This is a genomic window from Chitinispirillales bacterium ANBcel5, assembly GCA_029688955.1.
Classification (GTDB): Bacteria; Fibrobacterota; Chitinivibrionia; order Chitinivibrionales; family Chitinispirillaceae; genus Cellulosispirillum; species Cellulosispirillum alkaliphilum.
In genome coordinates this window covers 105,582-127,507 of sequence record JARUKZ010000011.1, presented here as the reverse complement: position 1 = coordinate 127,507, position 21,926 = coordinate 105,582, and the positions used below count along the sequence as shown (strand labels likewise).

The following is a 21,926-nucleotide window of genomic DNA, read 5'->3' as shown; positions in this document are numbered from 1 at the left end:
CTCCTTTTATTTACACTTAGACGTTTAATCAATTTTCTGTATTGCGTACCCAATCGATATCCAACTTTTTTGTGAACAGAGCTTTCCTTCAATACCGGCAATAAAGGGTAGAAAAGGTACTCCTGAATTATAGAGAACAGGAACAGACTGATTCATAACACCAAAATGTGAATTAAACTCATTATTATCATTTAGCATAGCACAGTACACATTAGAGAACTCACCAAAGATATCTATAATTTCATCAGAATCTTCTATCTGTCCCACGAAGTCTTCAATGTCGCTTAGGTTTACACCAAGCGTTAGTATAGATTGGTACTTACTATTGGCGCTTCCCATAGTAAGTACATTACTGAAATTTGCACTTAAACGCTCAACAGTAACCCACTCTTCTCTACACTCACAGTCTGTTGAAAAAAACGTTTCACCACACTCGATTGCAGTAGTGGAAAAGATTCCAGACATTTCAGAAACAATCAGTCTGGCATTAGACAAACAGTTCATATTTACTATCCTCCTAAAAAACTATCAGTTTGCGAATCGCAAACCCAAGGTATATTTTGCAGTTTTCTTCTAATGACAAATAACCAGAGCATGACCATGCTTTAGGATAAAATACGTTTTGAGCAGAGTACTGAGCAATGGACTGAGTAAGAATACCAAAAGCACCTGTAAAGGCTTCGTTATCCATAAGCATACCTGCATAATTGTTTTCAAACTCACCAAAAGCATCGAGTATATCATCATCTTTTTCTAATTCACCCATGGCGTTCGTATCACTTTTGCTCAACCCAATCCCGATCAAAGCCTGATAATCATTACTTCCACACCCAAGCACAATATTGTGATCGAAATCTCCCTTCAGTCTCTCAGTAATCTCAAAAGGATCAACATTTTTACATTGAGACCCGAAAAAAAGTTCTACACAATCAATACCTGATGTTCTCAGCTGCTCTTCGATACTGATCAGTTTTTTCTTTACATCATCCTGTTTTAAAATCATCTTCTATCTCCAGTATCGAAGGTTTTTTGAATCAAAACAGTTTCAGGGTTTTTGCGCCATTGCTTGTGGAATAACCAAAACAATTTCGGTCCCCTTTCCTTTACTTGTATTAATCTCCACTGAACCATTCAATTTTTTCACGGTATGTGATACAAAATCCATCCCCACACCTCTTCCACTTATTTCAGTAGTTCGGTCTTTGGTAGAGAAACCGGCCTCGAAGAGATAGCCAAGAAGCTCTGATTGATTCATATTGTTCATTTCTTCTTCGGTTTTATTAAATATTTCTGCCACTTTAGTCTTAACTGAATTTATATCGATTCCTCTTCCATCATCGCTTATGGTAATTCTGTAGTTCTTTTCATCCGCTAAGCCTGAGAGCACCAGTAATCCACTTTCCATTTTACCGTTTTGGGCTCTTTCTTCAGGGCTTTCAATACCATGATCCAGTGCATTGTTTATCATATGAATAAGGCACTGATGTACTTTTCTCATCACTTCAATATCAATAGCCATATCATTACCAACGACGATTGAAGCCTTTTTACCAACCTTCTCTACAGTATTTTTCACCAAAGATTCAAGTGAAGAGATAAAGAAGGAAAGATTGATCTTACGTAGCTCAAGCGCTTTCAGATAGAGCTGATCCAATTCCTTTATAACAAACTGATCGCACGGAGATAATTTACATTTTTCTTTAAGTTTATTGATTTCAAACCCTATTTCCTTAACAGTACCAAGATTTACCATTACCGATCCGGGGTCTCGCTCTGCCTTGGTTTTCAAGCTTTCATCTTTACCACCCAGTTTTGATTTAATATCCTGAATCCTGGTTATATAACCCTTTGCATCTTTAATGGAATCCATTATCTGCTGCACTGTTCCGGTATCAATGGCACTTGTTTTATCCCTGAACATTCTTAAATGATCCTCTACACTATGTGCCAACTGCTGTAATTCCTTAAAACGAAATTGCCCTGAGCTCCCTTTAAGCGTATGGAATGTTCTGTAAAGTTCATTAACGAGCTCCCGGTCATAATTGTTACGTTCTACTATCTTTTGAGCATCCGTTAGCAGCTGCGAAGAGTCGTAGATGAAGTTTGTTACCTCATCTGGTCCGATATTTATAATCTGGGAAATTAGTTCAAGGTTATTTTGATGCCTGTCGTTAAGTTCTTTCATTGATGCTTCAAGCTCTCGCTGCTTGGTCACATCCTGTATCACTACCAACAGTTTTTCAAGTTGTTTGTCTGTTTCATCTTCAACAGGTAACCAATCAATCTTTAGATTCCTTTTTCTATCACTCACAAACTCATTGAGCTCACAAAGGTCAGCCATATCTTTAAACGGTATCTCACCAAATTTATCATACACCAGTGTTAACCAACTTTTCCAGCTTTCTAAGCACTCCTTGCTTGTCCCTAACACTTCGGGTAATTCTTTTCCAACAATTTGTTGCTCAGGATCAAGACCAACAACACTATTTGTGGATTTACTGTAACCGGGCAAAACTTTGCCACTTTTATCAATCGCAAGTAACCCTATGGGAAGTAACTGAAGAATACTATTTACATTTCTTCTTGCTTCCTTTGCCTCAGACGTTTTCTTCTCCAAATCAACAAGAGCCTCTTCCAGTTTTTGCCCTATTTTGAGGTTTGCCATATTCAGTGAGAAGCAACACTGTACTTTACCACTTTTACCTTCTATCACTATATTTCCTGATTGTATATCAGGAAACTCAATTTCTCCGAATGTCACAATAGCCGGAAAAAAAGTTAAATCACCAAAGTTCTTTTCCAGCTCAACTATTGATTGTCCCACCGACAAATTGAGAAGTTCTTTAATGAAACCGCCATAATCCGATCTCAGGTCCCTTATCTGACTACTACTCATCCCCTCCTCATAGATATCTATCACTTTCATTGCAATTACATCGTCTAAAGCAAGAAGATAGTGCCCCTGAATAGAACCTGAAAAAGTAATATAGGCAATCATTTTTGCCGTTGATTTAAAGGGCGCTTCCTCAAGGGTCTCTTTGCATACGTTAAAAGGCGCTCCGGCCATATCCTCCAGAGCCTGACACACATTTTGTGCAAAAATTATCGTATTTGCCTTTAAATAGCTATTCTGAGGGTTACTGTACATCATTTTTTCCTTATATTAGAATTTTTCTCCACTCATATTATACCGGAAAACAAATTTTTAGTCAATTTATTTATTATTACACATTCTAGACCTTTTTATTCACTATATAAGTAAAACTTTACTACACCTATTCATGGGATAGGGGAGCCATCACAATTTCCCCATCTTTATAGAGGAAATTAACTCTATCACACTGATTCATCACTTTCCTCCTCTTTTGATTAATATTTATAAGTACCTGGGGTACAAGATGGCGTTTAATAGTTACCTTTAGATTTTCAGGATCTGAACTAAAGGCAACTTTTTTTAATCTCTCTATCGATTCATTTGTCTTATTATTCAGATCCAAAGTTTTTTTCAGTTCGTTTAACTCGTTTTTAAGGGCCTTTTTCTTCTCTTCAGGAAGGTTTTTAAGATTTTTTTTCATTCTAGGAGAATTAATCGCAGCTCCCAGCTTTCCCTGTATACCTACGACTTTCTTTTTTAAGACATTTGAAAAAGCATTAAGTTCTTCAAGCTTTTCTACTGTTTCCGGATCGCTACCACAAACCACAGTACTCAAAGCAGCCTGAGAACCCAAAGAGTGCAGCTCTATGTTTCCATTGGAAGCAACTTGCCCACCTACTACACAGCCTTTTTCATTAGAAACGATTCCATGTCCTTTAACAGTAATACTCTTGTCGCAAAATACTTTGGAATGATATATAAATTCCTCAACAACCAAATTCCCTTTTACCCGTATATTACTATTTTGAATAAATCTGACCTTTGCATCCCCTGAAACACGTACTTTTGTTTTTTCACCAAAAATGCCTTTTTTTACAATTAAGTTACCTCGACAGGTTATTTGCACATTATCTTCGATGCTGTCATAGATGATCAAATCTCCACCACATTCAACAGTAAATCCAGACTGCACATTGTTTGAAATACGAACATCTCTGCTAAATTTTATATTACCTGTTTCAAGACTAACTCCATCTCTTAATACCAGTTCAGGTGATATACTAATTGAGTCATTTTTGTAGTTTAAGATACCTGTTTGAGAAGCGACAAAAAGGATTTCATCTCCATCTTCAACCGTATTAACATTTTCACCTGCTTTCAGATCAATTTCTACTACTTTTTCAACCGGGATTACTTTTCCAAAAACATCAACACCAGGGACCGATTGCACAGGTGGCCTTTTTTGTGCTATAACAGTTCCCTCACTAACTTCAGTGTACCTTGAAATATCTCTGAAATTTACTTGCCCTTTATCATTTACCACAGGTTTAACTTCCATATCTATTTTAAAATCTATTAGCCCTTCCTTGCCTTTTTTGGGAGGAGTTCCTTTTCGTACCAATACTTTTTGCAGCCGTTTTGTTTTCATCATATTGTGCAGATCATTTTCGGTAAGATCACCACTACCACTGGTTCTGAAAAGCTTATCATACACCTGCTGTCTACCGTAAATCAAAGGCATTACCAAAAAGTACATCTCCAGCTTATTGGCACTTACCACACAAGGATCAATTATCATCAATTCATCTTTTTCATTTATAACTAAAAAGCCAGTCTTTTCAGCAATTAAGGATACCTTGTTTTTATTTTTCTTCTGATATATTGAATGAAACCCATTAAAAAGATTCCTTTGGGGTGAAAAAGAAGCAGTTTTCCCTAACACGCTATTTATTTCTTCGGGATAACTATACTCTAAAAACTTTTCATCAGAGTTAACAAAAATACCACCTTCAATTTGCATTCGTTCGTCGTTTTCTGAACAGGCAAAGAAAATATTAGACAGGTTATTTAAAAATACCTGCACCTGCTCACCATATATTGGCTCAGACTTATCTCCAAGCTGTATAGTATAGGGGTATGCTGGAGTGCAATCAGCGACTATAACATCAGCTATCGCAGCATCGAATTGTTGTGCCTTATGAAGTGATAACTCTATATGATCCCACTGTACTCCATTTACCACTGCATTTTGCTTTAACGCCTCTTTGATTTCATCAATAGAAATATTAGTGCATAGCGATGTTATTTTCGCTTTTAAGCCATTTTCAATAATGCGTATCTCAAGTTTTTCTGACTTCATAAGGATATTACCTTACTGTGATTAAAACAGATCATCAAGATTTTTAAGCAGATCAGGAGCATTAAATAATGCTTTTTGCTGTGAGAGCGCCAGTGCCAGAATCGGACTAAATTGGGTATCTATCTCTTTAAGAGTATCACTGTTAGACTTAGAACCAACAAAGGCCACAGAGCCCAGTATTTCTTCTGATTTTTTCACAGGCAGTACATGTAAGCGTTCCGAACCTTGGTAATGCTCACCTTTCAGTGCCCTTTTCAATGCATTTTTCGTATATTCATCAGGAGAGCTCCCTGACTCAACAATTCTTTCCTTATCGAAGCAGTAATATAGGTAAGAATCTTGTCCGGATATTTCAGACAGGGAATTACACAATGCTTGCATAACCTCATTGAAATCGGAACTATTGAGAAGCAAATTTAGCATCTCGTTTTGAGTTCTAATGATCCTTGTTCTCTCAAGTACTTTCGTTTCCAATTCATTATTTAGATTTTTTAATGATTCGTTTTTTTCTTTCAATTTAACTAACAGCTCTCTTCGCTCCATCTCTTTTGCGTATAATTCGAGTGCGTTTTTGATAGTCATTTTCATATCAGCATCATTCCAAGGCTTGCTGATGAATCTCCAAATACCCCCGTTATTTATTGAATTCATGACATCCTTTACATCGGATTGACCTGATAGAATTATTCTAACAGCATCGGGGCATATTTTTTTTGCTTCCTTTAGAAACTCCACTCCATTCATAACCGGCATTCTCATATCTGAAACAATTACTTTAACCGGCTGCTCCCGAAGCATTTGGATCGCTTGTTTACCACCAGAAGCCAGACACAGCTCATAGTCCTCATCGTCGAAAAACATCCTATTTATTGCTGAGAGCACATTTTGTTCATCATCTACAAACATAATTCGTGAACACATCCTACTCTTGCCTCCGGGGGGTTAAACGGATTTATCCTGTAAACAAATTGTTTCTACAATTTCATCTAACATACATTCGATCTCATTGATTCCAACTTCAAGAATATCGTAAACGGTTTTGGGTATAGTAAACTCAATTTTTTCCACTTTTTTCCAGGCATAAACATCTGCTATATGTATAAGAGCCACTATTTTTGGAGGTAAAAGCTTTGAAAGCGATGGGTCATGATGCACATAGCATGATTCAACTATATAAGCGGGAAGGTTCCACCAATTGAGGATTTGTGCCCCCACCTGTTCATGAGTAAAACCCACTATTTCTTTTTCTACATTGGCCATTTGTTCTGGTTCACTTTCCCACTGAGAGGATAATTGTTTGTATTTATCCGGATAATTACTTAATATAAACAACCTACCAATATCACATAACAGCCCGGCAGTTGAATACTCTTCACTTATCTTTCTGTTAAACAATGTCAAGTGGAATCTGTGAAGTAAAGTGTTACAAAAGCCGATATGCCTAAACAGTGTTTCCCGTTCTGCACTATTCTGGTGTCCGTTATTGGAAAAAATCTCTGCAAACAGGACAACATCTTTCACTGTTCTTATCCCAAGATACACTAAAGCCTGGTGCACAGAACCTATAGATAGTCCGTAAAAGGATGAATTTACAAGCTTTAAAACTTCGGCGGAAGTTGCTGGTTCATGCTCAATCAACGAAGCGATCTCCTTCATGTCGCGCTCTTCTTCAACTGCTTTAAGAATTTTGGAGTACACTTTTGGCATTGGTGGAAGCCACTGATTTTTATCAATTTTTTCTATCAACTTAAGCTCATCTAAGGAGTTGTACATTTTAAATATATGACCTACTGTATCAATCAGCTCATCATTATCCCAGGGCTTAAGCATATACAGTTTAGCAACTCCGTCACCTATCGTCTTTATCATCATCTCCCTATCGCCGTAGGCAGAAAGGACAATGCGGATTATTTTGGGGTATCTCTCTTTAACAAGCTTTAAAAATCTATAACCATTAACAGGTGCCATTCTAATATCAGAGACGACCATATCTATGTCAGTACTTTCAAGAATTTTAAAAGCCTCATCGGTATCCCTGGCAGTGTAAACACTATAATCGGAGAAGAGAAAAGTCCTCTCAATTGCGTTTAATACCATCTCATCATCATCAACAAACAGTATCGATTCAGACATCACTCTCTCCCCTGTGCCTTGGAAGAGTAATAATAAATAATGTACCTTTACCGTTATTGGTATCTATTGTTAAATCTCCCTTATGTTTGTTAACCACTATTTCATAGGAAATACTTAAGCCCAGTCCCGTGCCGATGCCAACTTCTTTTGTAGTAAAAAACGGATCGAATATTTTCCTTTTAACTTTATCCGGTACCCCGGGACCATCATCTCCAATTTCACAGTACACATTTTCGCAATCCTGATACGTTTTTACACTTATTGTCCCTTTATCATCTCTTTTCTGCTCCTTTATAGCCTGGGCAGCATTAACTATTATATTAAGAAACACCTGGTTAAGCTCACTCATGTTACAGGGGATAGGTGCAATATCACCTAAGTCAGTCGCTACATCAGCGCAGTATTTAATCTCATTTTTAAGAATTACCAACACACTCCTTAGTCCATCATTAATATTTGAATCGATAAACTCGTTTAGGCTGTCATCTCTTGAGAACTTCTTGAGGTTGCTGACGATATTAGTTATCCGCGCTAAGCCCTCAATATTTTCAATTATCAGCTTATCTATATCCTCCAGGATAAAATCGAGTTTTATTCTTTTTTCCCGTTTTTCTATTATTTCCTTTTTAATACCAGCCCTGTACATATTAAGTATTTCTTTTATTCTATTAACATATCCGGTAAGAGTGGTACTGTTACTGGAAACAAAACCGATGGGATTATTTATCTCATGGGCGATTCCGGCCGACAACCGTCCTATGGATGCCAGTTTTTCTGCCTGAATGAGCTGCTCCTGTGTTTCCTGGAGCTTGGAAAGGGCGTTTTTAAGCTCACCATTTTCCTCAATGAGCTTTGAGACCTTAGATTCATTGTCCATTTACTTCTCCTGGATTTTTTTTTGAACCCCGGTAGTGATAAAAGATTTTACCACTTTAGGGGAATAAAATCAATATTTAAGGATACATGTGTAGTATTGGTGTGTAGTGTTTGGGGGACTCCCCGGAGGTGAATTCAAAGGTGTCCTTTTCTTGGTAATCTTCTAACATAATGGTTTTAATTTTGTTACGATGAAGGGTCAAATACGATTAGAGGGTAAGCTATTCCTTTCCAGTTTTCCCCGGAGATGAAATGAACTGATACAGAAAAGGCCAGATCTGGAATAGATCCGGCCCTTTTTTTTATGCAGGCATTTATTTTGTTACAACGAAGTTAGTTTCGTATAGGAAATTTCCTGTAATCTTCCTTAAGAGCACTATAAGCAGCATATCGATCCCTTGATCCATCTGTAAAAGTTGAATCATATGCTGGTTTTGATTCTTTTCTCCATCTTCCGGTTTGGGGATCGAGAGTGTGGAAATTTTGTCTAATCCGTTTTTCATTTTCTATATAATGATAAGCGATATCACCTTTTAAGTCCCATGTTCCCGTAGAACGAAATTCCCAATCTTCTCTTGTACTCTCGCTGGTTCTCCCCCGTTTGCTCTCCATTATATATAGAGTTCCATCTCTGCGCATATGAATTTCAGTTCTTTCTACAACATTAAACCTACGATCTGGAGACTCTTTTTCCATTACCCAAGCACCAACAAACTGATTCCTTAAAGAGTCGGCCACATTTTGCATGGTGATTAGAGTATCCATTTTCAGATTATACTGCTCTAGCCTGGTTCTTGCCAGAAGCAATTGATTTGTTTTTACCAAAGAGTCAAATGCTGCTAAAAGTGAATCAGCAGCCTCAAGGTGAAGGCCTTTCAAATTCCCCTTTTTTTCTTCAACAACTTCTTTTAAGGAGTCAATGATCGGCCCAGATTCATCGAGTAAAACAACCATTCTTTCTTCAAATTCGTTCAGTGCCAGATCAAGGGAACTCCTGTATCTTCTATAAGGTCCCTGATTACCAGTGCTTTTTGCAGATTCCATATTAAACAGATACATTCTTATTTTTGACATTTCGCTCTCAGGGACACCTCTGGCCACAAGTCCTTCGATTCTTTCCCTAGCCTCTTCTACTGTTATCTTTTTATTACAACTAAAGAGAAGAGAGAAAACCAACACTACAATACTTAGCAAAACCAATTGTTTATTCATACAAAATCTCCTGACGGTTTATTTGATATAATTGAGGACTTAGTCACTAATAAAGAGAGGACTATCTATAATTTACTAAAAAAATAGTGTAAGGAGTTAGTTTTTATTTCAAATTTACTCAATTGTTAGGTTTTCCCCGGAGGTGAATAGTGAATATTTCACCTCCGGGGTGAACCTACTTTGAAAAAAGCTGCTATACGCATTGGAACTATTATTGCTTCCTATTTTTTTTCGCTGACTTTCTGAATTGTAACAGAAAGGGCCTACAATATGGCTACACAACGTCGATTAGTCGTTCCAAATGTTAAATACCAAATCAGATCTGAGGCAATTAGTGGAATAAATCTCTTTCCTAATGAAGAGGTACGTACTTATTTTATCAACCAGCTCACCCGCTTGCTAAAGCTCTGTGGATATTCCTGTATCAGTTGGACGCTGGAAGAAAATCACTATCATTTAATTGTTAAAACCAGCACTGCCTCTATTTCAGGTTTTATGCGTACACTTAACTCTATTTTTGCCAAATATCTCAACAAAATACTTGGAAGGCGGGGGACTGTGTTTATAAGACGCTTTTCTTCAGCGATAGTTGATAACTTCTGTGGACTAAAAGAGATAATCAGGCATATACACCTTAACCCTATCCGCAAAGGTGTCTGCACAATTAAGACATTAGATAGCTACAAATATAACAGCCATTCAATAGTTATACAAAACAAAAATACTGAGTTTCAAAATGTTAAAAGCCTGCTCTCACTTTTTAATGATACCAACCCGCTATTTGCATATACTAACTATATCAGATCAGATCTAAGCCAATGCAATCGATACAATCAAGTTATTAAACTCCTTAGAGAAGCAAATAAAAAAGGGCAATATTATACGAGTGCCCGATGCTGTATAATTGGAGACCCCAACTTCGTAAACATAATAATTGCAAAAGATAAATTTCTTAGTTCTCTAAGGCCCTTAAATAAGAAGCTTGGGATTACACTTAAAAAACTTTATGCGCTTTCAAATACATGTATAAGCTTAAAAGGTAGCAGTAAGTTAAAAAAAAGGTTGGTAAGAGGACTGTTTGTACTAGTTGGAGTAAATGCTCTTGAATTCAGCTGTGCAGAAATAGCAAGGTTTTTAAACATGAGTAGTTCAGCTGTATCCAGAATGATTTCAAGGCTTTGTGGAGTAGCAAAGTCCTTTTACCACTCTAAACCTATTACATATTTGTGCTCATAGCCTGTACCCTCATTACTTTAAGTCCCCATTCAGTATAATCATTCATAAAATAGGTCTATTATACAGGACAACTACTTTCACTGATTCCCTTTTTATTGGTTACTTCTTAGTTATTCTGCCAAAAAAAGAGCATCTCCGGGGCAGTACACTTTTCCAGAAACAATACATAGTATTCACCTCCGGGGCGCTGCCCACAAGCTAAAATGTAGCCGTTACCATAATCTCCGGACGAATCTCAAGTAACATCTCTATCTCGCTCCCCGAAGGATTAAAAGTCATAAAATTCCTTACTCTGGGCGCAATTGAAAGACCTGAACGCACCTCCAAACTGTAGTAAAGATCGTTCAAAACGTAATGGTAGTACTCCTCATCAGTTTGCCTGTCTGTATGAAAACTGTATTTTACATCGGTTACCAATGTACCTGGACCGATTCCAATGCCTACACCCAAAGAACTGATCAACCCTCTGTGATCATAAACCTCTCCAACAGTATCTATTACTGTTCGCATGTTTACTGGATTTCTGCTTTTCCAGTTAGCAATACCACCGTAGGCAAAAGAACCCCAAACCTGTACCCCACCTCTAACCGTATACTCTGCCCTAAATCCGCCAGCCCACTCATGATCTCCCCGGCCACGCGTAAGATTGTAGTTTCGGTTAAATACTCCAAGAACCTGAGGGGTAACCATGAACACATCAGTGCTAAAGGGTAGTGTTAAAAGTAACATTACTCCACTTGATGCCGAAACGGGAGGGTCAACTATCCCCTCATTGGCTGTAATCTCTCCTAATCTGGAATCAATCACAGTCGTGAAAAGCTCAGCCCTAAGGGTTCTTTCATCTTCAAAAAGCGGAAACCCCAACTGCAGCCCCATCATACTATTGTTTGTGATCACGGGCCAGGTAAAGAACGCTGTGCCCTGATACGTTCCGGTACTAAGAGAACGCTCCAGAAGATCAAGAGGCCCATAACTCAAGAGTGGAACGATTCCTAAGGTAAGATCAAAAAAACCTGGATCATAGGTAGCATATGCAAGATGAAACACTGGGACAGAGCCCGGAGGAAATTGGCGTTGAGGTATTACAGGGTTATTATTGAGGTAGTTAACATCCTCGGTATGAACCCAGTCATTACCAATCTGCATTCCAAAACCAAGGGATTGATTCAGTACAGCACGAAATCCAGCATAGTAGGAGATGGTATTTGCATAATCAGAGGTCCATACACGTGCTTCATCCGTTGCGGCACTGCGATGTCTTGTCCTCAGCCGATACTGAGCAAAACCATACGGCGTAAAAGAGCGTTCTTCCTGAGCAGATAAAAACCCTATTAAAAAAAGAAGTATAAAAATACAAAACTGATGTTTCATGGCTTTATTCCTTTAGTTTCAAAAGTTACTTACGCATTACTCTGAATCTTTGGTTTTACTGCTGATGTATTCTTCTATAAGATTTAATACAGGAATTTTACTCTTCTCTGAAATCCTGACGAGCGATTCATATTCCAGTTTTGAAAAGGAAAAAGATCCATAACTACACACCTTCTCTTTTGCCTCTTCACCCAAAAATCGAATACTATCTACCCTACGTTTTGCAATTGTTCTTGTTAGAAGTTGCCATCTAACCCCAAGTGTTCTTGTGTTCCTGATCACTAAATCAATCAATTTAGCACGATCTTCAGGCCTGCACAGACAGGAGAGGCGATAACCCGGGCGGCACTTTTTCATATATATAGGAATCCAGCAAGAATCCAAGGCTCCACTTGTATTCAGTATATCGCTCATATGAGCCATTACTTCTCCGCTTACATGATCAAGATCAGTCTCCAGTTGACAGATCCACTCAGTTTGAGGCTGTAACTTACTACTGAGCAAAAACACACGTAAAACATTGGGATGCCCCTTAAATTCCTTACTGCCGCAGCCTACCCCACTGTTTTCCACTGTGCCATCAAGTGCAAAGACACTCTGCTCCCCCAGAGCCGTGAGCAGAGCACATCCTGTTGGAGTAAGAATTTCATCCGCTATATCCAGCCTGTTCACAGAAAACCCCCTTAGCATCTCAGCGGTAGCAGGTACCGGAACCGGCATTCTTCCATGCTCTGTATTCACAAAGCCATGCCCAACAGTAAGGTTTGAGAATGCTAAATGATCCACTTCCAAATACTCCATACACAGACTCATGCCCAAAATATCTATTACTGTATCGACAGCCCCAATCTCATGGAAATGGACCCGATCCAAAGGTACTCCATGCACCTTTGCCTCTGCACTTCCCAGGTGATTTAATACTTTAGAACACCTCTGCACTACCGAATCACTAAAGTTTCCACTTTCAATAATCTCCATAATTTGATGAATATGGCGATAGTGCTTCTGCTCCTCCCAATTGAGCTTTAACTGTGTGGATTCTATTCCCTGAGTTTTTTTTCGCTGCACTGAAATGTGTATTTTTGGAATAGATGTTCGTTTTAACTGCTCCTGAAGATAGGACACCGGAACCCCAAGATCGATAAGTGAGGAGAGTATCATATCCCCTGAAGCTCCGCTTACCAGGTCAAAATAGAGTATTTTTTTCATTTTAAACAACGTTACTGTTGATGAACAAATTAAACAAGATGTAATTTTTATCTACCAAGAAATTAAAACCTGCACAAAGAAAATATGACTACCAAATCAGTTTATACAGCAAAAGTTATAGAAGAACAGAAGAATTATCTTGTAGTGGACACCCCGATAGGGAATGTTAAAACAACTGTTTTGGGGAAGCAGAAAAAGAAAAAAAGAAGAATTTGCACCGGCGATATAGTGGAGATGGAAATAATTAACTTCGATAGCCTTGAAGGGGTTATCAGAAGTGTAGCCCCAAGAAAAAGCTATCTTCCCAGGCCTCCTATTGCAAATATCGATCAGATAATTTTTATTAACACTTTTATTTCACCATCTCTTGACCTCAACACTCTTGATAGATATCTTTTTACCGCTGCAGTATATGATATAAAGTCTGTACTTGTTTTTAATAAGACCGACCTTCTCACTTCCCAACAAACCGATGAGCTTAAAAAAGTAACGGATACTTACACACGTATCGGATATGAGGTCATTTTCACATCAGCGAAAAAAGGTTCGGGTCTTAATCACATTACTACTCTATGCACTTCAAAATTATCTGCCTTGACGGGGCTTTCCGGAGTAGGAAAATCGTCACTACTGTCAAGAATTTTTCCCGACCAAATTTTCAGAACAGGCGAAGTATCAGGAACTACAGGAAGAGGTACACACACTACAACGCATACCTCCCTTACTGCGCTTCAAAGTGGAGGGTATATTGCAGATACTCCGGGGTTTGCCTTTATAGAGATTCCTCAAGTTGATGAAAACAGTGTGGTGAACTGCTTTCCCGAAATTGCAGATAAAACAGGAGAGTGCCGCTTTAATGACTGTAAGCACGAAAAGGAGCCTGGATGCGCTGTAAAAGAACTGGTAAATAGTGGAACAATAGCCCACTGGAGACATAAGCATTATCTCAAAATAAGAAAAGAGATGGAAGAGAGAAAAAAACAGAATTGGAAAAGCGTATAACTACAAACTAAAACGACGTTACCAACTCTTTTTACTCTACCTCTTTAGTAATAGCCAAAGGCATCATATGTTCTACACTAAATTCTTCAAATAAATATCGAACTCTTGAAGCATTTAGAGCTTTTCGCTTGGTTACAACCTCTCCTTCAAGATGTTCAAGAGCCCTTTCTACAATGTCCATCCCAGACACCTCTATATCCGGCACAATACCATACCGATCGTAATCAAGCCCCTTAACAGGCATAAACTGCATGGATGTAATAATTGCAATACAGGACTGCGGTCCTTCTAAAACCACTTGACCACGCCCTTTTCCGTAACTTTTACCCCCCATAGTGGTCACATCCTCCCTGTTATCTATAAGGGCAGAAATAAGTATTTCAGAAGCACTGGCGGTATTTTCATCCATAAGAACACAAAGCCTTTTATTGGAAAAATCTCCCCCCTCCTCTGTTCTCAAAGTATAATTCTCCGTAATACAATATCTGGCATTGTTGTTACAGTTTCTATATTTACTTGTAATTATCTCCGTTTGGGGCCCAAGAAGCTCAGAAACGATGCTTATGGCTTGCTCTATTTCTCCTCCTCCGTTTTGTCTCAGATCTAAAATGATATTTGAAGCCCAGTCCTTTTTTTCCAGAGCCTGGCGAAATTCCTGTGCACTGCCACCTTCACGGTTAGTAGCGGATAAAAAGGTTGTAAGCAGTATGTAAGCTGTAGACTCACTTAACGAATCCGTGAAAACTGAAGGGGTCATAAATGTAGCAATTGTAATATTAAAATCCAGTACACTTTCAGCTCGTTTTATCTTTAACCTCTTTTCATCTCCCTTTTGCCCTCTTACAATATTTATAAAATCGATTCGTGACATTGTGGCCACATCACTATCGTCTACTTTAATAATAGTGTCATGTTTTAACAAACCAGCAGTTTCAGCAGGTGAATTTTCAATCACATCCAGTATGACATAGCCTCTTTTTGTAGAATCTGTTCTGATACCAAGCCCCGCAGATGATGTTGACATCATACTTAAAAAATATTTAGCAGTGTCGGGGTACAGAAATGATGTGTACGGTTCATTTAAGCTTTGATAAAGTAATACAGGATCAGAGTATATTTCTGGTTTTCGGGGCAACTTATCTCTATAGAGAAACCATGCATCAAGAGCTGCAACTGCAAATAGAAACTGTTCTGAATCATCATTGCTGCTGGTTGTTAATATTTCTAAGCAACCACCTAAAAACAATACAACAACTACAACCTTAAACTTGCCTTTTTTGAACATAAAAGATCCGCCATTGAGTTTAAAATATAAGTTGGTTTAACGGAAAGAGTTTTGGGGTCAATTTTGCTCCAATTCACAAAAGCAGTGTCCATTCCGGCACTATTTCCACACTCTATATCAAAAGATGAATCACCTATAAAAATCGCATCACTTTGTTCAGTTGCCCCCAGAAGCTTAAGAGCTTCAAAAGCCGGTTGGGGGTGTGGTTTATGGTTTTCTGTACTCTCAGGTGTCACAAACACTTCAAAGCTTTCAAGAATAGATAGCTCATCTAAAAACATTCTAAGCGACTCTTTCATTCGGGACGTTACAACTGCACATCTTTTACCCCGGTCCTTTAACTGAACCAGTGTCTCTCTGACCCCATTAAAAAGCACCAAATAATCCCGAAATATCTCAAGCTGATGTTTCATGTGAGCTGCACGATATCTCCGATAAAAGACATCATCTACATTACCTATATATACCTCGAGCTGATCCCTGAGCGGCAATCCTATATGGGAATAAATCATCTCTTTTGGAACCGGGTTTAGGTCAAACCTTTTAAAGGTATCTTCAAAACAGGAATAGATCATATCCGCTGTATCAAAGAGTGTTCCATCAGCATCAAAAAGATAGTAGCTGTAATCTTTCATTTAATCTCCACGGTTTTTTCTTTATTTTAAAATACATTATTCTGAAAAAAAAGCTCCTGTTTGCGCAAAAAAGTTCTATTTCTTAGAATAAAAACATATTTTTTAATCAGCCGGGTAAAATGTTATTTTATTTAGGCATTTTAATACACTTTTGGTAGCAAACTGCAACCGACCATCTTGTAACACCTTATATTCGGAGAACTTACTACCCAATGATTGCAATCATTGACTACAATTCCGGCAATCTTACTTCCGTAAAAAGAGCTCTCGATCACCTCAAAATACCAAACTGCATCACTTCGGACCCTAAAAATGTTAGAAACGCAGAGCGGATAATCTTTCCTGGGGTAGGACATGCAAGCACTGCAATGGAGGTGCTGAGAAAGACTAAACTGGATGTAGCCCTAAAGGATGCCCTCTCACAAGGGACCCCCATTCTTGGTATATGTCTTGGTACACAAATCATTTTAAGTCACTCTCAGGAAGGAAACACCTCCTGCCTTGGTCTTATAGAGGGAGAGTGTGTGCATTTTAAACTAAAAAATCCTGATCTAAAAATCCCTCACATGGGATGGAACTCCATAACCACCACCAGACACCACCCTGTGCTTGAAGGTTTTTCCCAAGGAGTAGAGTTCTATTTTGTACACTCATACTATCCGGCCCCGGTAAACCATACTCTTATAATAGGTGTTTGTGAGTACGAAATTGAATTTCCTGCAATTATAGGTCAAAACAATTTAATTGCCACTCAATTTCATCCCGAAAAGAGCGGTAGAACAGGTTTAAGATTACTGCAAAATTTCTCTCAGTGGAATGGTAAAGATGCTTAGTAAAAGAATTATTTCATGCCTTGATGTCAGAGATGGCAAGCTTGCAAAGAGCGTTAAATTCCTCAACACTCAGGATATAGGGGACCCGATCAGTACAGCTAAAAAATACTATGAAGAAGGGATAGATGAACTGGTATTCTACGACATCACAGCCTCAAGTGATAAGCGCAACATAATGATTGATGTTGTTTCAAACGTAGCATCTCAAATCTTTATTCCCTTCTCTGTTGGTGGTGGGCTCAGAACCGTTGAAGACTGCATGAAAGTAAGAATGGCAGGAGCAGAAAAAATTAATCTCAATACTGCTGCGGTATCTAACCCTAAACTCATTAACCAAACGGCCCTTCTTCTTGGCTCTCAAGCAGTTGTTTTATCGATGGATGTGCTTGGGGTAACTAAATCCAAACAGATCCCCTCAGGGTATGAAGTTGTTACCCATGGCGGTAGAAAACAGACTGGACTCGATGCCCTCTGGTGGGCAGTTGAAGCAGAAAAGCTGGGTGCGGGAGAACTGGTAATTAATTCAATCGATGCAGATGGTACCGGGGAAGGATACGAACTTAATCTAACCAGATCTATTGCAGATAGTGTCAAAATACCCGTTATAGCATCGGGTGGTGGTGGAAAACCAGAACACCTGTACGAGGTCCTTACCCGTGGCAAAGCCGACGCGGCACTTATCGCCTCGATTCTGCATTACGGACAATCTACAATTAAGGAATTAAAAACAGAACTAAGCAGACAAGGGCTCAACATCAGAACACAGTGGTAAAGTTAACGATGTCTGCTCCTCCGTTTACTCCCTTTGCTAGTCTTATAAGCCATTCCAAGATCTAAATACACTCCACAGATAAAACTTGGCAATCCCCTTAAATCATTATAAAATTAGGATCTTATAGTATTCTTCACAGATCTTTTGAGTCGAGTCGATGAATATAGCACTAATTAATTCCGAATACCCTCAGGAAGATGGTAGCCAGGGAGGCATAGCTTCATTCACCTATACACTGGCAACTGCACTCACAGATCTTGGGTGCAAAGTTCATGTACTTATTAGAAAAGGAACTGTGCCCCAAAATCTCTCACCAGCTGTTGAGGTGCATCATTTCGAGTTTCGATCGGCTAAAGGAATTAAACAATTTGTAGAAAAAAAGTTCCAAAACGGGGCTGTAACCTGGGAAAAAGGGCACTCAAGACATATCAGGCAAATACTTCTTACTATCCATAAGCAAGAAAAGTTAAATGTGGTACAGATACCCGAATACGGCGGTTTAGCTTACAGCCTTAAACCACCCCTTCCCTTCAAAATAATAGTGCGATTCAGTATGCCTTCGAAACTTATCGACATGATTAATGGTAAAACGACCTCCAACAAAAGAGCCAATTTTTACCGATTTGAATCAAAAGCAATTAAAAATGCATCTGCTTTTATCTCTCCAACCAAAGCTCTTCAGCGCTGGTTACATAAGCACATGAACATTGCTGATATCAGGTTTTCAGTTATTAAATCACCCATTGACACTAGAGATTTTGGCGATAAACGATCTTACAAGTCTAAGACGCTAAAAAAGATTCTCTATGTAGGAAGATTAGAGCAAAGAAAAGGTGCCGGTATTATTGCTCGTTATATTACAGATATTTTAAAAATAGATCCTAAAATTACAATTACCTTTGCAGGCGAAGTTGAAAAATTATTCATCAGCAAAGTCAAACAAACAATAGCTAAAAATCTGGGCTACAAAGAATGCTCAAGGGTTCTATTTTTAGGAGCAGTTAACCATCAAGAAATTTCTGAACTATACAAAAAATCCGGCATTTTGATAGTCCCTTCTCTGATGGATAACTGTCCAAACACGCTTCTTGAAGGGATGGCATCAGGGCTTCCAATTGTTTGCTCCGATGCAGAGGGTATCAAAGAATTTATTAATCACGGCAGCAACGGTTTGGTTTTTCCCCTGAAAAACCCACAACTACTTACAACTATGATTTCTCATATCATCAACAACCCTCGTCTTGCTTCTGCTTTAGGTAAAAGTGCGCTGCAATACATCAGTAAAAACCACGAGATTATGTGTACCGGAAAAGAATTCCTTTCTCTTTATAAATCTGTCTCGAATTAGCAGGTAATCTATGCGTGTACTTTTTATTTCAAACGAATATCCTGAAGAAAGCGGTTTTGGAGGAATCGGAACCTATACCAGCTATGCAGCAGAATCCCTCGTAGAAAAAAAACATGAAGTTCATGTCATATGCAGATCTGTTAATCCTAATTCTGTTTCTTACATTCAAAACGGTGTTCATGTACACAGAACTGCCCTTGGCCCCTATCCACTTCCAACACAAAAAAAATTTTACCTTTTTAGAATGCTATGCTATAATTTCATTCCTGAATCACTCAACCGCCTTGCCTGGGCTAAAAGTGCCTGGAATGCCTATGAAGTATTATTTGAAAATAACTATTTTGACATCATTGAATATCCTGAATGTGGTGCTGAAGGTATTTACTTTACCGGTAAAGGATTACCTCTTGTAGTACGTTTACACACACCCTGGAGCATGGCAAGAAAATTTAACATGATACATGAACACCCCATAGATTGTTTGTTTCAGGAATTTTTGGAAAAAACTTCGGTGAAAAAGGCAAGGGCAATCTCTTCACCTTCAAAATCTCTTGCTCTGATACTTAAGAAAAGGTGGCAACTCAAAAAAGTCTCTGTTTATCCAAACCCGATCAGATTAAACGATTATCATCCTTCTAAAGAAAAAAATAATTACTGGATCTATACCGGAAGAGTTGAGCACAGAAAGGGTGTACACCTATTATTAGAAGCGTATGAAAAGCTTCTCTTAAAACGAAACGCCCCAAAGCTCTATTTAATTGGTAGACCGTATGGCAGGTACAAGGAAGGACAAATGTATGATCAGTATATTACTTCAATTATTGAGAATTATGAATTAGACAAAAAGGTGATCTGGGTAAAAGGTGCAGAACATAAACAAATAAGAGCATATCTCAAAAAAGCTTCAGCGGCCTTTTTTCCTTCTATTTGGGATAATTTTCCTTATACGTGCCTTGAAGCGATGTCAACAGGTGTAGCAGTGTGCGCTTCTAATTGCGGTGGATACAAGGAAATGATTGAAGACGGGGAAAATGGTTTACTTTTTTTACCAAACCAGGTTGATTCATTACTGGAAAAAATGACCTTTTTACATGATCACCCTCGTTCATCCCGCATGCTTGGGAAGAATGCAAGAGAGAAAGTATCTCTTTTTTATGATACCGAAATAGTTACTGCTGAATCTTTAAAATTCTATAATGAGGTGGTGTGTTGAGTACTATTTGCGAAAGTTCAAGACTGATTAAAAATTCAGTGATGATTCTTTTAAATAATACTGCTCTATTACTGCTGTCCTGGTTGATTTCCATTTGGATTGCCCGTCAGCTCGGACCATCAAACTACGGTATTTTTAATCTTGTACTATGGATGTCAAATACAATAGTGTGGGTTCTTGGAATGGGTCTAATTCATGCAATAACCAAATTTATAGCCGAATACCAGGGGAAAAATGAAAGAAACCAATGCAAGCCTATCATCCTTTTTATCCTCAAAATTGAACTTTTAATTTCAGTTCCAACGACTATTGTTTTAATCTTTTTTAGAAGTACTATCTCGACCTTCTTTTTTTCTCCAAATGAATCTGTCTACTTTTTGATCATGTTTATTGGAATCATACCGGGACTGATTACAGCGGTATTTTCAGCCGCAATCGAGGGGATACAAAAATTTGAATATTTTACAGTTTTTAACTTTATTGCTTCCCCATTATCTTTTTTAGCCAAAGCCTACGTTCTCTATATCGGAAAAGGGGTTAATGGTCTTCTTGCTGTAATGCTGCTTTTTTCTTTCATAAATGCTCTTTTCTACTTTTTTGTATTAAAGCGCGAAGGGATGTTTAAAAAGACCAGCACACGCCTCTCTCAAGAGCTGAAAAAAAGAGTTTTGCATTACAACAGAAGCGTTTTATCCATAATTTTATGTGATAAAATTGTCTGGGATAAAAGTGAAAATTTCTTTCTTGGTCGCTACAGCAGTTCAACTCAAATCGGGTTTTATAATCTTGGGTATAATGTAGCCAACAAATTTGTGAATATCTTCCCAAACACAATATGGAAAATTCTTTTCCCTGCTATGTCAAATTACTGTGGATCAAAGGATTATGATAAAGTAAAAAGGTTATTTTATTTATCAGTACGGTATCTGGCTTTTTTCTCATTTCCAATTGGAGCCGCGGGATCAATTCTTTCCTTTCAGATCATTAAATTCCTTTATGGTTATGAATACATTGATGCCCAACGGGTGATGCAGCTTGTTTTCTTAACGTCAATTGTTACAAGTTTGTCAAAGCCTTCGTCTGCTGTTCTTTATGCTTTCAATAAACAGTCATTTATCTTTAAATACGGTTCAGTCCTGGCTTTTTTAAACATTGTACTAAATTTTTTTCTAATACGGCAATGGGGAGCTATCGGAGCAGCTATTTCATATTGCTCAATCACACTTCTGGGCAGTACTGGTGGTATTCTTTATACATGTAAAAAAATGAAAGTGATCATTCCATTTATTCCACTTGCCAAAATCTTTTTTTCTACAATTATAATGAGTTTAGTAATGAAAATAATAATCTCTAAAGATGGTTCGCTGCTCGGTTTTTTTCTGTCGATAGTAGCAGGTTTTGTAACTTATGCAGTTTGTTCACTAAGTTTTGGCTCCTTTCAGCAAGAGGACCTGAGGGTGCTCAGAAAGATTAGAGAGACTATGCCAGGATTTACAAAATTTATACCAGGTTTTTTTATAGGAATTATTACAGACTATAAAAACATTGAAAAAATCTGTGAATAAAA

19 protein-coding genes are annotated in these 21,926 nt (G+C 38.1%); 7 read left to right on the top strand and 12 right to left on the bottom strand.

Annotation, left to right across the window (positions count from 1 at the left end; all coding sequences use genetic code 11):
• Nucleotides 1–24: 24 nt before the first annotated feature.
• From QA601_08295 to QA601_08260, 8 genes are all read right to left on the bottom strand, one after another.
• Nucleotides 25–504, bottom strand: coding sequence for a hypothetical protein (locus QA601_08295; GenBank protein ID MDG5815074.1), 480 nt, complete (start codon nt 502–504; stop codon nt 25–27).
• 13 nt (nt 505–517) lie between these two features.
• Entirely contained in the window at nt 518–1,003 is a 486-nt protein-coding gene (locus QA601_08290) for a hypothetical protein (protein MDG5815073.1), read from the bottom strand.
• A 42-nt stretch (nt 1,004–1,045) separates the two neighbouring features.
• Nucleotides 1,046–3,151: an ATP-binding protein gene (locus QA601_08285; GenBank protein ID MDG5815072.1), complete on the bottom strand. Its 2,106-nt coding sequence runs from the start codon at nt 3,149–3,151 to the stop codon at nt 1,046–1,048.
• Between the two features lie 124 nt (nt 3,152–3,275).
• Nucleotides 3,276–5,234 carry a FapA family protein gene (locus QA601_08280; protein MDG5815071.1) on the bottom strand — a complete coding sequence of 653 codons (1,959 nt, stop codon included), beginning with the start codon at nt 5,232–5,234 and terminating at the stop codon, nt 3,276–3,278.
• 21 nt (nt 5,235–5,255) lie between these two features.
• Entirely contained in the window at nt 5,256–6,155 is a 900-nt protein-coding gene (locus QA601_08275) for a response regulator (protein ID MDG5815070.1), read from the bottom strand.
• A 21-nt stretch (nt 6,156–6,176) separates the two neighbouring features.
• On the bottom strand, nt 6,177–7,367 hold the full coding sequence (locus tag QA601_08270; GenBank protein MDG5815069.1) for a response regulator: 1,191 nt from the start codon (nt 7,365–7,367) through the stop codon (nt 6,177–6,179).
• Nucleotides 7,360–8,244: an ATP-binding protein gene (locus tag QA601_08265; GenBank protein ID MDG5815068.1), complete on the bottom strand. Its 885-nt coding sequence runs from the start codon at nt 8,242–8,244 to the stop codon at nt 7,360–7,362. Before QA601_08265 ends, QA601_08270 begins: the two co-directional genes overlap by 8 nt.
• Nucleotides 8,245–8,576: 332 nt before the next feature.
• A complete protein-coding gene (locus QA601_08260) occupies nt 8,577–9,455 on the bottom strand; it encodes a hypothetical protein (protein MDG5815067.1) in 879 nt (292 codons plus the stop codon).
• A 270-nt stretch (nt 9,456–9,725) separates the two neighbouring features.
• Here QA601_08260 and QA601_08255 point away from each other — a divergent pair, with 270 nt between their 5' ends.
• Nucleotides 9,726–10,691, top strand: coding sequence for a hypothetical protein (locus tag QA601_08255; protein MDG5815066.1), 966 nt, complete (start codon nt 9,726–9,728; stop codon nt 10,689–10,691).
• Between the two features lie 198 nt (nt 10,692–10,889).
• Here the strand turns inward: QA601_08255 and QA601_08250 are convergent, their stop codons facing one another.
• Both QA601_08250 and larC read right to left on the bottom strand, forming a co-directional pair.
• Complete coding sequence (locus QA601_08250) at nt 10,890–12,062, bottom strand: hypothetical protein (protein MDG5815065.1); 1,173 nt, start codon at nt 12,060–12,062, stop codon at nt 10,890–10,892.
• 36 nt (nt 12,063–12,098) lie between these two features.
• Nucleotides 12,099–13,271 (bottom strand): nickel pincer cofactor biosynthesis protein LarC, encoded by a 1,173-nt coding sequence (gene larC, locus QA601_08245; protein ID MDG5815064.1) that lies wholly within the window; start codon nt 13,269–13,271, stop codon nt 12,099–12,101.
• Nucleotides 13,272–13,355: 84 nt separating this feature from the next.
• On the opposite strand from larC, the gene rsgA reads away from it, so the two are divergent.
• On the top strand, nt 13,356–14,273 hold the full coding sequence (rsgA, locus tag QA601_08240; GenBank protein ID MDG5815063.1) for a ribosome small subunit-dependent GTPase A: 918 nt from the start codon (nt 13,356–13,358) through the stop codon (nt 14,271–14,273).
• Between the two features lie 31 nt (nt 14,274–14,304).
• Here rsgA and QA601_08235 read toward each other — a convergent pair whose 3' ends face one another.
• Both QA601_08235 and QA601_08230 read right to left on the bottom strand, forming a co-directional pair.
• Nucleotides 14,305–15,558, bottom strand: coding sequence for a S41 family peptidase (locus QA601_08235; protein MDG5815062.1), 1,254 nt, complete (start codon nt 15,556–15,558; stop codon nt 14,305–14,307).
• A complete protein-coding gene (locus tag QA601_08230) occupies nt 15,528–16,193 on the bottom strand; it encodes an HAD hydrolase-like protein (GenBank protein MDG5815061.1) in 666 nt (221 codons plus the stop codon). The genes QA601_08235 and QA601_08230 overlap by 31 nt, the downstream gene beginning before the upstream one ends.
• Before the next feature lie 212 nt (nt 16,194–16,405).
• On the opposite strand from QA601_08230, the gene hisH reads away from it, so the two are divergent.
• The 5 genes from hisH (at nt 16,406) to QA601_08205 (ending at nt 21,924) form a co-directional block, all read left to right on the top strand.
• The gene (gene hisH, locus QA601_08225; GenBank protein ID MDG5815060.1) at nt 16,406–17,026 is read left to right on the top strand and encodes an imidazole glycerol phosphate synthase subunit HisH; all 621 of its coding nucleotides are present in this window, start codon (nt 16,406–16,408) and stop codon (nt 17,024–17,026) included.
• Entirely contained in the window at nt 17,019–17,798 is a 780-nt protein-coding gene (gene hisF, locus QA601_08220; GenBank protein ID MDG5815059.1) for an imidazole glycerol phosphate synthase subunit HisF, read from the top strand. The genes hisH and hisF overlap by 8 nt, the downstream gene beginning before the upstream one ends.
• A 157-nt stretch (nt 17,799–17,955) precedes the next feature.
• Nucleotides 17,956–19,146 (top strand): glycosyltransferase family 4 protein, encoded by a 1,191-nt coding sequence (locus QA601_08215; GenBank protein ID MDG5815058.1) that lies wholly within the window; start codon nt 17,956–17,958, stop codon nt 19,144–19,146.
• 10 nt (nt 19,147–19,156) lie between these two features.
• Entirely contained in the window at nt 19,157–20,359 is a 1,203-nt protein-coding gene (locus tag QA601_08210; GenBank protein MDG5815057.1) for a glycosyltransferase family 4 protein, read from the top strand.
• On the top strand, nt 20,353–21,924 hold the full coding sequence (locus QA601_08205; GenBank protein ID MDG5815056.1) for an oligosaccharide flippase family protein: 1,572 nt from the start codon (nt 20,353–20,355) through the stop codon (nt 21,922–21,924). The genes QA601_08210 and QA601_08205 overlap by 7 nt, the downstream gene beginning before the upstream one ends.
• Nucleotides 21,925–21,926 lie beyond the last annotated feature (2 nt).

What these genes read in the sequence shown, in the direction of transcription:
- QA601_08295 (MDG5815074.1), bottom strand. Translation starts at nt 504, where the DNA reads ATGAACTGTTTGTCTAATGCCAGACTGATTGTTTCTGAAATGTCTGGA.
- QA601_08250 (MDG5815065.1), bottom strand. Translation starts at nt 12,062, where the DNA reads ATGAAACATCAGTTTTGTATTTTTATACTTCTTTTTTTAATAGGGTTT.
- QA601_08290 (MDG5815073.1), bottom strand. Translation starts at nt 1,003, where the DNA reads ATGATTTTAAAACAGGATGATGTAAAGAAAAAACTGATCAGTATCGAA.
- larC (MDG5815064.1), bottom strand. Translation starts at nt 13,271, where the DNA reads ATGAAAAAAATACTCTATTTTGACCTGGTAAGCGGAGCTTCAGGGGAT.
- QA601_08230 (MDG5815061.1), bottom strand. Translation starts at nt 16,193, where the DNA reads ATGAAAGATTACAGCTACTATCTTTTTGATGCTGATGGAACACTCTTT.
- QA601_08260 (MDG5815067.1), bottom strand. Translation starts at nt 9,455, where the DNA reads ATGAATAAACAATTGGTTTTGCTAAGTATTGTAGTGTTGGTTTTCTCT.
- QA601_08285 (MDG5815072.1), bottom strand. Translation starts at nt 3,151, where the DNA reads ATGATGTACAGTAACCCTCAGAATAGCTATTTAAAGGCAAATACGATA.
- QA601_08265 (MDG5815068.1), bottom strand. Translation starts at nt 8,244, where the DNA reads ATGGACAATGAATCTAAGGTCTCAAAGCTCATTGAGGAAAATGGTGAG.
- QA601_08235 (MDG5815062.1), bottom strand. Translation starts at nt 15,558, where the DNA reads ATGTTCAAAAAAGGCAAGTTTAAGGTTGTAGTTGTTGTATTGTTTTTA.
- QA601_08270 (MDG5815069.1), bottom strand. Translation starts at nt 7,367, where the DNA reads ATGTCTGAATCGATACTGTTTGTTGATGATGATGAGATGGTATTAAAC.
- QA601_08275 (MDG5815070.1), bottom strand. Translation starts at nt 6,155, where the DNA reads ATGTGTTCACGAATTATGTTTGTAGATGATGAACAAAATGTGCTCTCA.
- QA601_08215 (MDG5815058.1), top strand. Translation starts at nt 17,956, where the DNA reads ATGAATATAGCACTAATTAATTCCGAATACCCTCAGGAAGATGGTAGC.
- QA601_08210 (MDG5815057.1), top strand. Translation starts at nt 19,157, where the DNA reads ATGCGTGTACTTTTTATTTCAAACGAATATCCTGAAGAAAGCGGTTTT.
- rsgA (MDG5815063.1), top strand. Translation starts at nt 13,356, where the DNA reads ATGACTACCAAATCAGTTTATACAGCAAAAGTTATAGAAGAACAGAAG.
- hisH (MDG5815060.1), top strand. Translation starts at nt 16,406, where the DNA reads ATGATTGCAATCATTGACTACAATTCCGGCAATCTTACTTCCGTAAAA.
- hisF (MDG5815059.1), top strand. Translation starts at nt 17,019, where the DNA reads ATGCTTAGTAAAAGAATTATTTCATGCCTTGATGTCAGAGATGGCAAG.
- QA601_08255 (MDG5815066.1), top strand. Translation starts at nt 9,726, where the DNA reads ATGGCTACACAACGTCGATTAGTCGTTCCAAATGTTAAATACCAAATC.
- QA601_08280 (MDG5815071.1), bottom strand. Translation starts at nt 5,234, where the DNA reads ATGAAGTCAGAAAAACTTGAGATACGCATTATTGAAAATGGCTTAAAA.